This window comes from Treponema saccharophilum DSM 2985 (genome assembly GCF_000255555.1).
In the GTDB taxonomy this organism is placed as follows: domain Bacteria; phylum Spirochaetota; class Spirochaetia; order Treponematales; family Treponemataceae; genus Treponema_D; species Treponema_D saccharophilum.
Window position 1 is genome coordinate 51,253 of record NZ_AGRW01000031.1, and the last position, 14,174, is coordinate 65,426.

The following is a 14,174-nucleotide window of genomic DNA, read 5'->3' on the forward strand; positions in this document are numbered from 1 at the left end:
AAATGCTCCTTGTGTGCTACCGCAGCAGGCGGATGACGAGGACGCTCACGTCGTCCTCAAGCTCCGTCGTGACGAATTCGACGAGGTTTCCGTAGGTGATTTCGGCGATGTTCTGCGACGGCGTCATCGTGTTCTCCATAAGAGTCTTCTGCACGCGGTCCTTCCCGAACTGCTCCCCGCGCATCGAATGGGAATCGACAAGCCCGTCGGTGCACGTCATAAGCACGTCGCCCGGATTGAGCTTGATTTTCTTCACCTTGATGTACGGCGAGATGTCCTTGACGAAGCCGAGGACGTGCCCCTCGCCCTGCACCTCGATTACGTTGTTGTACGCGCGGGTGTAGAGGAACATCGCGGGAACGCCGCAGTTTATGTAGTACATTGTGTTGTCCGCGAAATCGATGAGCCCGAAAACGCCCTCCATGAACGTTCCCTTCGGAAGGTTGAAGCGGATAAATTTGTTCACCTTCTCGACGAGCGCCTTGAAATCCGTCGAGTCGGCGATGTACGTGCGGATAATCGACTTTACGATGACCATGCTCATCGACGCGCTTATTCCCTTTCCGCTCAGGTCGCCCATGACGAACATGTGCTTGTCCTCGCTCACCTTGATGAAGTCGATGAACTCGCCGCCGATGTTGTGCGCGTGAATCATAAGATGCCCGATATCGTATTTCTTGTTCTTTATCGGGTCCATGTTGCGCTGGATGGACTCGATAATCTGCTCGGACATGTGGATTTCGCGGTTGACGGTTCCGACAATCTCCTGGTTTCCGATGTTCTTCATGTAATAGCCGAAAACGAAGAAATAGGAATAGAGCTTCGAGAAAATCTCGTAATCGTAATCGGTGTAGATGTTGCCGCCCGACTTCGCGCCCAGGAGAATCGCGCCGAGGATGTGACGCCCCTCGTTCAGGATGATGAGCGCGTCTGTTTTCGTACGCCTGAAGAATTCAAGGAGCTCCTTCTTTATGGAAAGGAAGTGGTAGCCGTTCTCGACGGAGCTTTTGAGGACAATCGGCGCGTTCATGTTGAGCAGCGTGTCGAAAAGGATGTCCTTGACGTTGTAGACGAGCGGCTTCTCGCCCTCGGGGTCGTAGACGGAAGAAATCTCGTCGTTTCCCATGTCGATAAGGCAACGGAAGGATGCCATGCCGATGTTCTTCGAGAACACGTCGTTCATCTGCTTCATGATTGCGGACGGATCGTCGCTGTAGTCCATCGCGGCGAGGTCCTCCTCGAACTGCGCGGCGTACTGGTTCGAGCGGAAACCGCCGTGCGTGCGGAACAGCTTCCCCAGCTCGTACGACGCGGAAAGTGCGCCCGCTATAACGACAGACAGCGCGAGCGTGAATTTCACGGGCGACGTCGAGTGAATCTTCCAGAGCAGCGCGAACATAAGCCCGACGAAAAGCGACGGGACAACATAGCAGACGAGAAGCTTGAGGAAAACGCCGACGAGATAATACCAGTCGTAAAGGAAGTTCTGCACCGCCGCCATGACGATGAACGCCTGCGCGAAAACGAACCCGCAGAGAACAATAGAAGAGAAAAGCGGGACGCGCTCGGATGCGGAGAGGACGAGCTTCATGCAAATCCACGAGAGGACAAGCGCGCCCGCCGTTATGATAGTTTTCTGGTGGTCAAGGCGGCTCGTCCTGTTCTCGGAACGGAGAAGCATTATTATTATCGAAAGCCCCGGAAGGCAGAACGTCATGAAAAGCTCGTAGAAATTGTACCAGCTGTACGGAAAATAGTTCGTCAGCACCCCCGTGAACATCGATTTCGCGTCGATGCGGAGACCGAGGAACGACGTTATGTTGACGGCGTAAATCTTAGCGAACACGACCCACACGCAGAACGCGACGCCAATCCAGAAGCCGACCTTCGCGCCCGCCGGCCTGTCGAACGACGGGAAGAATATGCAATACTCGCAGAAATGGAGCGCGTATATTCCCATGCACAGGTACATGCACTTTCCCATAAACGTCGTCATTCTCTCCGGCGCCATCGAAAGCGACGATATGACGGCGACACCCATCGCGACGCACGCGAACGCAAGCCATGAATTCATGACGACGATAGGATTGTTTATCGCCTTGTTCTCGATTTTCCTATCGACGAAATACGAAAGCCACATCAAAAGCCCGGCAAGAACGAAATTAAGAACACCGTAGACCATTTTCAAGATTCTCCTTACGCCTTTGTCTGCCCGATTTTTGCCGCGAGCATCGTCACATCGTCGTGAAGGCGCGTGTCCCCGTTGTACGAGATGACGAGGTTCGCGATATCGTCAATAAATTCCTGCGGAGATTTTCCCGCGCCCGCCTTTATCGTGTCGGTATAGAGCTGCGTGTCGCCGAGCTCCACCTTGTCCTTGTTCATGACCTCGGAAACGCCGTCCGACGCCATCAGAATCATGTCGCCGGAAAAAAGCCGCTGCTCCGCCACCTGGATGTCGTCGTCGAGCGGGATAATTCCGACAATCGAGCAGTTCGACGACAGGGGCTTTATCCTGTACCCGTCCGGTGATTTCGTTATGATAATCGGGTCGCTCATCGACGCGTTTATGTACCTGATGCGCATCCGTTCCGTGTCGATGATGCCCATGAAGAGGACCGTATACTTGTCGAGGAGGTGCATGCTTTTTATCGACGCATCGATTGCCCTGAGCGTCCCGACCAAATCCTCCTTGTTCTCGCGGATTTTGACCGTGTTCATGACGAGCCCCATGATGAGCGCCGCCGCCATTCCCTTTCCGGAAACGTCTCCGAGCATGACGAACGTCTTCGTCTCGTCAATCGGAAGAACCGTGTAATAGTCGCCCGAGACGTTTATGAGCGGGCGGAAGTACGCCGCGAACGACACGCGCTCAACCTCGGGAAGTTTCTGGGGGAGGAACGAGCGCTGGGTATCGGCAAGCTGCGACCATTCGCGGGTGAGGTCGGAGATTTCGGAAAGGCTTTCGATGATGCGGGAACGGTTCTGGAAACGGACGAATTCCTCGTACAGCTTCGGGTAAATCTCGTCGTCGAAAAGATAAAGGTAGCTGCACATCACGTAGAAATGCTCGCAGTTGCTCACGAGGAAGAACCCGCGCGCGTGCCTCGAGTTCGAGATGAGGCCTCCGTCCTCCGTGAAGAAATAGATTCCGTCGGGCCAGTTGAGCTGGTAGTTCTCAATCATCCGCTCCATGAATTCGCTGCGGTTCTGGTTGAATTCGCCGGACGTTATCCTGTTCGGGCTGTTGTAGAGCGTGTAGTTCGCCGCGCGCTCGATGTAGTAGACGGAGCAGTCCGCCCTCTTCTCGAGGATTTCCCCGATTATCTTGTAGAAATCCGCCGGGGAATAGCAGAAGCGGAGCTTGTTGATGAATTCGGTGAAGTATGCCGTCCCGCCGCTTTCCATGACGCGCTTGTGAACCTTGAGCTTGAAGTTGTCATAGATTGACACGCTCGCGAACGTCAGTATGGCGAACAGAATCGCGGTGACGAAAACGGGAAAAACGATTGAATGAGTCCTGTAATCGTTGATTTTCGTCTGCGGCGCCACGGAGACCGCGATGATGAAGAAAATGATTGCGGCAACGAGGTTTATCGCAATCAATGCAATTCGTCTTCGACTTTTATACATACAAACTCCACAATTTTTTTATCCCGCCGTCGAAATCGTAAAAGGCGGCATTTTATTTATCGGCACAAAGCTCAGAATTCGTCGTCGCGCGGGGCCGCATCCTTGCGGAAATCTTTCGCGCGCGCCCTGTTCATGCTCCGCGGGCGGCTCTTCTTCTCCACGGACTCGCTCACGCGCACCTTGCGCCCGTCGATGTCCGTCCCGTCGACGGCGGAAATAGCGCGGGCGGCTTCCTCGTCGTCGTCCATCTCCACGAACGCGAACCCGCGCGACATCCCCGTGAATTTGTCCACGAGGACAGAAACGGACGATACGCTCCCGAAACCGGAGAAAATGCCGCGCAAGCGCTCCTCTCCGGTCGCAAAATTCAGGTTGCCCACGTATATTTTCTTCATTTTTTTCTTTCCTTCCTTATTTTCATCCTGGCTGATGCAGGCGTTTTTCAGATGAGTTTTTTTCATTATAATCGAAAAATATGATTAAAGCACAGATTTTAGACGGAGAACTCCAGAAACACCTGGATTCAATCCACAAGGACGAGATGACGATGTTCGTCATGGCAGACGGGCAGTTCCGCGGGGCGTTCCTCAACGGCACGCGCCTCGTGAACCAGATGAGGGCGAACCAGAAAACGGGAATACTCGAGACGATGGTTCTCGGGCAGGCTGTTCTCTGCGGGGCGCTGCTCATCCCGACGATGAAAGGACGCGAGCACCTGACGTTCCGCTACGACACGATGGGCCCCGCGGCGGGATTCAGCGTCGAGGCGGACTCCACGGGATACGTCAGGGGGTTCCTCCTCCAGAACAGGATTCCCGTCGAAAAGCCGCTCGAAAACTGGGATTTGACGCCGTTCCTCGGAGACGGAACCGTCACGATATCGAGAATCGGCGAGGGAATGAGGCAGCCGCAAGTCGGCACCGTCGAGATTCAGTACAGGAACATCGCGAAAGATTTGGCATGGTATTTCCAGCAGTCCGAGCAGACGAAGACGGCGTTCAACACGAGCATACAGTTCGACAAAGAAGGGCGCGTCATCGGCGCGGGCGGCATGTTCCTCCAGTACGTCCCGAACGCCGGCGGAAAGTCGAAGATTTCCGCGCAGACCGCAAATTCCGGCGCGGAGACGAAGGATTCAGATGCGGACGACCTCATCAGGCGCGCGGAGAACGCGTTCAAGGCGATGCCGTCGATAGGGAAATGGTTCGCCGACGGCGGGGACATGGAGGACGCGATTTACGGGCTGTTCCGGGAATTCAACCCCGTCGCCGTCCTCAACCGCGACATTGTTTTCGACTGCCCCTGCTCACTCGAAAATTACGTGGAGCACGTAAAGCATCTCCCGAAAAAGGAGCTTGACGACATCATCGCCAACGACCCCGAGCCGATTGAAATCGTATGCCACAACTGCGGCTCGGTCTACAAAATAACGAAAGACATGCTCCGCTAGCGGGTTGCCGGAATCAAAATCAAAATGAAAGAAAAAGAAAACATGCGCGACAATCCGATTGTCGCCTACGAAAAACGCGTAATATCTTCAATAGAAGAATACAAAGTTGTCGCGGTGCTTTCGCTTATCGCGTTCCCGCTCGGGGCTGTCGTCGCCTTCATCGAGGTCGTTTTCGGGCGCGGGCTGATGGCTGTCACGGGAGCGAGGCTCGAAAATCCCGCGGGATGGACGGCGTTTCTTCCGCTCGCCGGCGTCTTCATCGCGCTGATTTACAAGGAATTCGGAAAGGGAACGGAGCGCGGCATGGCGCTCGTCTTCGATGCCGCCGAGGGAAAATGCTCAATCCCGCTCAGGCTCGCGCCGCTCGTCATAATCGCAAGCTGGATGACGCACCTGTGCGGAGGAAGCGCGGGGCGCGAGGGCGTCGCGGTTCAGATTGGGGCGACGCTCGCGGACCAGGCGGGAAGCAGGCTTTCGAGGAACAAGCTGTTCGAGAATTCCCGCGACACGTTCGTCATCTGCGGAATCGCCGCCGGCTTTGCGGGGCTGTTCCAGACGCCGTTCGCCGCGATATTCTTCTCGCTTGAGGTTCTCGTCTGCGGCGAGCTGAAATACAAATCGCTTTTCCCCGCGACAATCGCGGCATTCACCTCTTATTTCGTCGCGAAAGCATGCGGGCTGAGCGGGGAGCACGTCGCAATCCACGCGCCGGAATTCACGCTCGACCTTTTGTGGAAGCTCGCCGTGCTCGGCCCGGTTTTCGGCGCGGTCGGGGCGTTCTTCGCTTCGACGCTGCGGAGGACGAAAAAATTCCTTCCGGTTCTCATCCCCAATCCCATAATCCGCACGGGGCTGTTCGGGCTTATCCTCGGAATACTGTTCATCGCGCTCCATTACGGGCGGTACTCGGGCTTCGGGACGGAGATAACGCACGCGGCTCTTACGGGCGGAAAAATCTACGCGTACGATTGGATTCTCAAGCTCGTTCTGACTATACTCACGTTGTCGGCGGGTTTCATGGGCGGGGAGCTGACGCCTCTCTTCACGATTGGCTCAAGCCTCGGCGCCGTCGTCGCGGGTTTTCTCGGGCTTCCCCCGGAATTCGCGGCGGCGCTCGGATATTCGGCGATTTTCGGAAGCGCGACGAACACGTTCCTCGCGCCTATTCTCATCGGGACGGAATGCTTCGGCGCGGAGAACCTTCCGGCGCTCGTAATCGTCTGCTCGGTCGCGTTCTTCGCGAACTTCAACAAGTCGATATACGGAAGTCAGAAGAAGCTCGGCATCTGACGCTCCCGCCGTTTTCAAACTGATTTTTTTTCAAAAGGAGGCTAATTATGGAAAAGAAGATGATTTTGCACGGAGTTTCAGGGAAAATGCGGAGAAATTGTGAGAATCATCGACAAGAACAAGGATTACTACGACTGGCTGTCGCACACGGAGATTTCAGACGACAGCATACTCTTCGACAGGAGGAATTCTGAATTCCTGACGAAAAGCGGATTCTGCGCGGAAGTTCAGCTCAAGGGCTTCGTCGAATACGACATCGACATCGAACGGCGCGGAAAATCATGGAAATCGTACCGGCATGAGCAAAGCGGCGCGCATTACGAAATCGCCCTCGTCGCGGGAACGAACCTGTTCATCATGCGGCTCGACAACCTCGTCCACAACGAAGGATTTGACGAGAACGGAAGGAGGCGCGAAATTCTTTCGGACTTCACGCCGACGGTCGTATGCGCGCGGAAGAACTACGGATGGAACGGAGTTCCTCTCGGCCTCTTCACGCTCAATCCGAAATGGTGGAACAGGCGGACGAGGCGCATGGTGAGCGCGTGGGACGCGAACGGCGCGGAATCATGGGACAACGCGAACCTCGCGAACGTGCTTTTCATGCCGCTCTGCGACAAAACGAAAATCCCGATTCTCTCGCAGACGGGAATTCCCGCGGTAATCCAGCCCGAGCAGATTTTTCTCGGAATCGAGGAATATCTGTCGTCGAAAAGCAACGACCGCTCCATGGAAAGCGAGGGGCTTACCGACGTTGACAAGGCGGTGAACCACGGCTTCGACAAGCGCACGTCGTTCAGGAAAATGTGACAGGACGCGGGGAATTTTTCGATTTCCCCGCGGAAAAAAATAGACCTGTTCTGAAACGGAAGTTCCCGAACAGGTTTAATGCAGTTTGGAGGAGAAGCAAAATGGTAAGACACGTGATTCTTTGGCAGCTCAAGGACGGGCTTTCTGCAGAAGAAAAGGAAACCGTAAAGAAGGGAATCAAGGAAGGGCTTGAAGGCCTGAAGGGAAAAATCGAGGGGCTTGCGGAAATAAAGGTGAACGCGGTTCCCCTCCCCTCATCGAACGCCGACGTGATGCTCGACTCGCTTTTCGATAGCGCGGACGCACTGAAAAACTACGCGACGCACCCCGCGCACGTCGCGGTCGCCGACGGAAAAGTCCGCCCGTACACGAAGTCGCGCACCTGCATGGACTTCGAGGCCTGACGGAACTTAGGAAAAGGAATCCCCCGCGAAGGAAAAGCGCGGGGGATTTTTTTGCGCCTTCCGAAAAAAGCCCGTCCCGCCGATTAAATTGCCGAGCGTCGTTTTTTTTTATATATTAGACCTGTTCGATAACTTCTTTATCGCTCAGGTCGACGAGCTCAATTTTGAGCATTGCATTTCGAAGCACCCTGTTCTGAAACTGAAGTTTCCGAACGGTTTATTTAATCTGTACACAAAATCACACCAATTTTTGAAGGAAGGCTAAAATGGCAAAGAAACTCACTCCAATGACGCTTTTGTGCGGGTATCTCGGAGCCGGAAAGACGACGCTCCTCAACAAGGTTCTCTCAAATCAGGAAGGCTACAAGGTCGCGGTCATCGTCAACGATATCGGAGAGGTGAACGTGGACGCCAAGCTCATCGCCGACGGCGCGAAAATCACCGACACGAGCGACATCGTCCCGCTCACGAACGGATGCATCTGCTGCACGCTCAAAAGCGCGCTCGCGCAGAACATCGAGAACATCATCAAGTCGGGAAAATACGACTACATCATGATTGAGGCTTCCGGGGTCTGCGAGCCGATGCCGATTGCGCAGGAACTTGAGATGATAAAGAACGGAAAGCTCGACAACGTCGTCGGTGTCGTCGATGCGGCGCGCCTCGTGGACGAATTCGCCGGCGGAGACAAGCTCCTGAACAAGGAGAAAATCGGCGACGAGGATATCGAAAGCCTCCTCGTGCAGCAGATTGAATTCTGCTCGACGCTCATCATCAACAAGAAGGATTTGGTCACCGAGGCGGAATTCAGCAAGGTGCGCAAGGTCATCGAGGTGCTCCATCCCGGCGTAAAGATTATCGAGACGAGCCGCGGAGACGTTCCCGTCGCGGACATTCTCTCAACGGGCGCGTTCGACTTCGAGAAAGTCTACGCGAGCGCGGGCTGGTGCAAGAAGCTTGAGGAAGGCGACGACGACGAGCACGACGAGCACGAGCACAATCCGGAGCACGGCGAGGAAGGACACCACTGCGACGAGCATTGCGAGCACCATCACGATGACGACGACCACGACGGGCACCATCACCACCACCATGAGCACAAGCACGAGGGCGATTCCGGCGCGGACGAGGACGAATACGGAATCGGAACGTTCATCTATTTCCGCCGCCGCCCGTTCGACCAGGACAAGCTCGACGAATTCGCGGGAAGATGGCCGAGGAACATCATCCGATGCAAGGGTCTCATGTGGCTCGCGCAGGACAACGACATGGCGTACGTCTTCGAGACATCGGGAAGGCAGATTCAGGCAGGAATGAGCGGCCAGTGGATTGCGACGGCAAGCGAGAAGGAGCGCAAGGAAATTCTCGCCGCGAACCCCGACATCGCAAAGGAATGGGACGAGAAAGTCGGCGACCGCATGATAAAGCTCTGCATCATCGGACAGAACCTCGACAAGAAGGCGATATCCGACGAGCTCGACAAATGCCTCGCATAAATCGCTGAGCGCAAAAATCGGCAGGAACCGGATTTTTCCGGCCACCTGCCGATTTTTTTTCAGCTTCAATGAAGTGACAGGGTGAAATTCTCGGGAAAACAATTAGACCTGTTCGATAACTTAAGTCATCGCTCAGGCCGTATTCCTTCCGCTGGAGCAGGTGATTGCTCTGAAAGACGAATTGAAAGTTGAAAACTGAAAGTTTACTCAATAAAAGTTCATTGAGTTACGCTCTAAGTTCGGTGAACTTTGCTTTAAACTTCATTGAACTTAGAGCATCATACAGAAAAATTTAGGATTCCCGAATAGGTCGGACATAGTTTATATTTGCATTATCTTTGCTACCACCGTGCCACCTGTCTTCATCCCAATCATAAGCACTTCAAAAATTATCAGTACTTTTTAGCTGCGCATTACGCAGCATTCTTAATTGAACTTTCGCACCGCACGCACTTTTTTTTCCCATTTTTTTTCAATAGTACCACCACTACGGGTACCGCTTACAATTTCATATCTTTTTGCATCGGCGCTATTTTGAGTTGATGTCAAATACTCACCTCCAAATGTATCCGCATACGTGGCGCCAATACTATTCATAGCTGAGCTTACATAACTATTAACGCTGAAAATATTTATCATTTCATTTTTAGCAGGAACATACCAACCCGAATTATATGAACCAAGATTTGTAGCAGTGGTTTGATAGTTAACTGCCCAGTTGAAAGCAGGATATTTTCCATTAAAATCCGTAAGGGCTTTTATTGCATTTGTATTTGCCTCACCGTCGTCAGTGCTTGTACTGTTACTGTTATTGTATCCTCTAACAGAAGTATTTTCAGCCCATTTAGCATTAGTTTCTTTCAGACCAACCCCATAGTAAGTAGAACGATCTTGCTTAAATATGTATGCAACAGCATTTTGTTTCTGGGTATCACTAAGTTCAATTGCAGTAGAACTGCTGTATGTCCAAGGCATTGAACTTCCATCATTGAAAAGTATACTGTTATTGACAATTTTTGCTCTTGTACCAATTACCGTTTTTAGTTTTCCATCACTATTTACAATCCAGTTTTTATCGTTATCCGATTCTTTTGTTACTTCAAATTTTGTACATGTGCTATCCAGCGATGCCGAGTTGGCAGCAAGTGCCCTTGTATTTGTACTGTATGTAGATGGGGTAATAGTAGCAACAGTGTCATGGCCTGTAAGTCCTTCTGTAACAGTGATGTATTTTCCTGTATCAAGATAAACATCATTCTTATTGTCTCTTCCAACTGGAATATAGGCTTTGTCTAGAAGGGATAGTTTCTCACCTACATATATTGCACCACCGTTTCCATCAGCAGCATTATAGGAAATAGTCCCTCCGGAAATGTTGAAAACTTCAATTTCACTGGTTGTATAAATACCGCCCCCATTTTCTTTTGCATAGTTGCCTTTAATGCAGCCAGAGAAATTAGAAACCGTCGGAGTTCCATTCGTGTTCGTGTATCCGATGTAAAGGTTTGAAGCACCTTTGCTGTAAATAGCACCGCCACTTCCGTGGTTAGTTCTGTTTATATCTCCTGTAGAAAATGTTGGAGGAGAGTATACATTTTTGTTTCCAAGTTCGGCTGTGCCACCCATAATTAAGGTACCGCCATCTGCATAAAGACCGCCACCGTTATTATAGGTCAGGTTTCCCCAAATCTCTCCGCCCTGGAATTCAAAGGTTCCGCTGAAATATACACCGCCGCCATTTCCTGTTGTTGATACCCCCGCCGTGTTACGAATAATATAACCTCCTGACATTTCAAGTTTACCAGAAGAGGTAATATAAACGCCTCCACCGTTTCCACCGTCACCATCAACAGAATTTGTTATGTTAGCGCTGATATAACCACCGGTCATTATGAAGGTTCCGTCATTCACTACGCCTGCACCATTTTTTGCACGGTTTGTGGTAATGTCACCTCCAGTCATGGTGAGTTTTCCCTGGCTACTTATATTTACACCAGAATTATAATTCTTCGTAATCAAAACACCATTAGAAATGGTAACATCTGTTGATTTACCGGTTGCAAGTGTAAGTCCAGTTGTAGGGGTGCTTGAGCTTTCTGAGCCAAAAATATTCAAATCTTTAATCGTTACAGGAACATTCGTACTTATGCTAAGAACACTTCCTGTTGATGTCAGATGAAGAGTATCCTGCGGTTTTTTGTTTGAATCAAGTCCGCTTGCACCGCAAAGAGTAAGAGATTTTGCTTTATAAGTGCCACTTGTTGTTTTTGTAAGAGTATCAGGAATTTCCTGAGCACCCGTAACTTCACCATCAATTTTAAGTATGTAATCGACAGTTTCATCGTTCATGGTTGTACAGGCTTGTGCAATAGTTGCGTAAGGGTGTGATTTCGTACCGTTTGCACCTGAGCCGTCACTTCCTGCGACACCACAAACAGGGTGTGTAGTCGCACCAGCTACATAAATCGGCTGATTGATAAAGAGTGATTTTTTGTCTGTGGCGACTAGCGTTTCCCAGCCTTCATCGGTGAAGGCAAAATAATCTTTGTAACCGCTAATGTCCGTGTTTGCCTGTACGACAGTTGTTCCTCGTTTCCATTCTGATAGTGTGATTGTAGCGACAGTGGTACTTGCAGTAAGTGCTCCTGTAATTACAACGGTCGGAGGCACAGTTGCGCCCAGATAAAACTTAACATCATTTTTATTTACACCTGTTACAAGTGTACCGTCTACCAATGCGCCTAAAGGAATGTTGGCATTTCCGCTCATCTTTAGAGTTCCGTATAAGAATACTGCACCACCGCCTGTTAAAGCACCGCTTCCGCTGGCATCAGACCAGTTTTTACTGATTGTACCGCCGGTCATTTCAAATGAAGAACCGTTGCCTATTACAAGCGCGCCGCCCTTTTGTTTTGCAGAATTTTCGCTTATAAGGGCAGTTCCGCTCATTGAAAAAGATGCAGAAGTAGCATCAAGATAAATTCCGCCACCGCCAACATCTTCTCTCGAAGACAAAGTAGACTTATTATGACTTATAGAGCCGCCGCTCATGTCAAAAGAGACAGAACCTGAGTGGCTACCGCAGAAAATTCCTCCGCCCCAATACTCAACTTCATTGTATTCTATGCTACCACCAGTAATCGTTACGGAACATCCGCCGTAAAGACTTATTCCGCCGCCTCTTGATACGCACTTATTTAATCTGACACTAGCACCTTCTTTTATCTCAAGAGAACCGCCGTTAACGAAGATTCCTCCTGCTTCCCCTGAATCTAGCGTTGTTCCGCCGGCAAAGTTGTGGCTTATATATGAACCGTTTCCCAGAATAAGAGTACCACCGTCGTTGTAAATGCCGCCACCGTTTTTTGCAATGTTTCCGTATGTAGAATTAGAAGCTGCTGCCATGTTGGTTGTTTCGATTACATCACCAACAAGAGTTCCTGTTCCAAGCGTGACTTTCGTGCCGCTTCCCATATAGATTCCGCCGCCGTTGGTCGCTTTTCCGCCGGTAATCGTGAGGTTCTCTATGGTGACGGGGACAGCCGTCCTTATCGTGAGCGCCGTCCCTTCATTGTTCCCGTTGATTTTCGCGCCCGCGCCCGCGCCTTTTATCACAAGGCTTTTCGCCTTGTATGTTCCGCCTGCTTCTGTTGTGAGCGCATCCGGGATTGTCTGCGCGCCCGTAAGCTCCCCGTCGACGAGTATCGTGTAGTCGGTATCTTTATCAAGAAGCGCATTCATCGCACGGGCAACCGATTTGTACGGCTCCGCGCGCGTCCCCGTCTCCTTGCTGTCCTCTTTCCTCGACGACACGTAAATCCTCGAAAGCGCGAACTTATCGACAAGCGTTTTTGTTATCACGCATTTCCCGTCCGCAATGTACGCCGAAGAGCCGAACCACGAATCGGTCACGAGCGATTTGCAGACGTGGACGGACTCGCGGAATTCGTAGAGGAGAACACCATCCGCGGATGATGAATCCGCCGTGCTGTAGAAGCTGAAAACCGCATCGTAGCATCCCGAATCGAGTTCCGCGCTCCATGTTATTTTCCCGCCGGAATATACGGGGGGGGGTATGACATAATCCTCACCCGAAATTGTTACCGCGCACGACTTTATTTCAGTTTCGCTGACGTCTATTTCGAGGCTGACGTTCCCCGTCCCGCTGTCCATATAGGGCTTTACGGGAACCTCGCAGAAAAACGCGTCGCCGGGCTTCAGCGTTTTTTTCACTTTTCCGAAAAGCACTGTCTCATCCCCGATTTTCCCCGACGCCGTAATCGCGTACTCCGTCCCGCCCTCAACAACCGCAATATCCCCGAACGAGAACGAGAGATTCTCCGCATCGACATCGGCGGTGTACTTTCTCACCCCGTCCGAGGCCTCCACGGAATACGAGAGTTCCTCGCCCAGCGACGGAAGCGCAGTCCGCGCCGCACTGCTCCGGAGAGCGCCAGGCACCGCCCCCGAAACAGAGACGCTCCCGCTCACGGATGCCGTCAGCGCCGGCTCGACGAAGTTTCTCTCCGCAGAAGGTTCCTCATCCCCAAAAAGCGAGCACGACACCGCAACGAATGAAATGACGGCAGCCGCAAACATGCTGAACAAATTCCGAAACGCTCTCATAATCGATTCCCCTTTTTTAATGGAAGCCAACACAACCCCCGTCCTATTCTAACACACCGCACCAAAAACGGCTCCCCGTCCCCGCCACGAAATTATTCACGGCATTGTATGGAAGCGAGAGATTCGAGTTTCGCAACAAAAGAACCTGGCGGCGTCTTTCTGAACATCACCAATAAGACGGAGCAAAAACGCAGGAACATCGTTCCCATTAGAACAGGAACGACGTTCCCATTAGAACAGGAACGACGTTCCCATTAGAGCAGGAACATCGTTCACATTAGAGCGGGAATGCCGTTCCCATTAGAGCAGGAACATCGTTCACATTAGAGCGGGAATGCCGTTCCCATTAGAGCAGGAACGACGTTCCCATTAGAACAGGAACGACGTTCCCATTAGAGCAGGAACGCCACTTCCATTAGAGCGGGAATACCGTTCCCATTAGAGCAGGAATGCAGTTCCCATTAG

The 14,174-nt window shown here is 51.8% G+C and carries 9 protein-coding genes; 5 read left to right on the plus strand and 4 right to left on the minus strand.

The annotated features are described in order from the left end of the window. Positions 1-16: 16 nt before the first annotated feature. From TRESADRAFT_RS02100 to TRESADRAFT_RS02110, 3 genes are all read right to left on the minus strand, one after another. The gene (locus TRESADRAFT_RS02100; protein ID WP_004266595.1) at positions 17-2,182 is read right to left on the minus strand and encodes a PP2C family protein-serine/threonine phosphatase; all 2,166 of its coding nucleotides are present in this window, start codon (positions 2,180-2,182) and stop codon (positions 17-19) included. 14 nt (positions 2,183-2,196) lie between these two features. Next, complete coding sequence (locus tag TRESADRAFT_RS02105) at positions 2,197-3,633, minus strand: PP2C family protein-serine/threonine phosphatase (protein ID WP_004266596.1); 1,437 nt, start codon at positions 3,631-3,633, stop codon at positions 2,197-2,199. A 71-nt stretch (positions 3,634-3,704) separates the two neighbouring features. Next, positions 3,705-4,028 (minus strand): RNA recognition motif domain-containing protein, encoded by a 324-nt coding sequence (locus TRESADRAFT_RS02110; RefSeq protein WP_040842149.1) that lies wholly within the window; start codon positions 4,026-4,028, stop codon positions 3,705-3,707. Between the two features lie 80 nt (positions 4,029-4,108). Here TRESADRAFT_RS02110 and TRESADRAFT_RS02115 point away from each other — a divergent pair, with 80 nt between their 5' ends. From TRESADRAFT_RS02115 to TRESADRAFT_RS02135, 5 genes are all read left to right on the plus strand, one after another. After that, entirely contained in the window at positions 4,109-5,083 is a 975-nt protein-coding gene (locus TRESADRAFT_RS02115; RefSeq protein WP_004266598.1) for an Hsp33 family molecular chaperone HslO, read from the plus strand. Positions 5,084-5,107: 24 nt separating this feature from the next. Continuing rightward, a complete protein-coding gene (locus TRESADRAFT_RS02120) occupies positions 5,108-6,373 on the plus strand; it encodes a chloride channel protein (RefSeq protein ID WP_004266599.1) in 1,266 nt (421 codons plus the stop codon). Positions 6,374-6,472: 99 nt separating this feature from the next. Continuing rightward, complete coding sequence (locus tag TRESADRAFT_RS02125; RefSeq protein ID WP_004266600.1) at positions 6,473-7,183, plus strand: hypothetical protein; 711 nt, start codon at positions 6,473-6,475, stop codon at positions 7,181-7,183. A 101-nt stretch (positions 7,184-7,284) separates the two neighbouring features. Then, positions 7,285-7,587 (plus strand): Dabb family protein, encoded by a 303-nt coding sequence (locus TRESADRAFT_RS02130; RefSeq protein WP_004266601.1) that lies wholly within the window; start codon positions 7,285-7,287, stop codon positions 7,585-7,587. Positions 7,588-7,853: 266 nt separating this feature from the next. Then, positions 7,854-9,083, plus strand: coding sequence for a CobW family GTP-binding protein (locus TRESADRAFT_RS02135; RefSeq protein ID WP_004266602.1), 1,230 nt, complete (start codon positions 7,854-7,856; stop codon positions 9,081-9,083). A gap of 426 nt (positions 9,084-9,509) precedes the next feature. Here TRESADRAFT_RS02135 and TRESADRAFT_RS02140 read toward each other — a convergent pair whose 3' ends face one another. Beyond that, positions 9,510-13,709, minus strand: a complete 4,200-nt coding sequence (locus tag TRESADRAFT_RS02140) for a beta strand repeat-containing protein (RefSeq protein ID WP_004266603.1) — start codon at positions 13,707-13,709, stop codon at positions 9,510-9,512. Between the last annotated feature and the right edge of the window lie 465 nt (positions 13,710-14,174).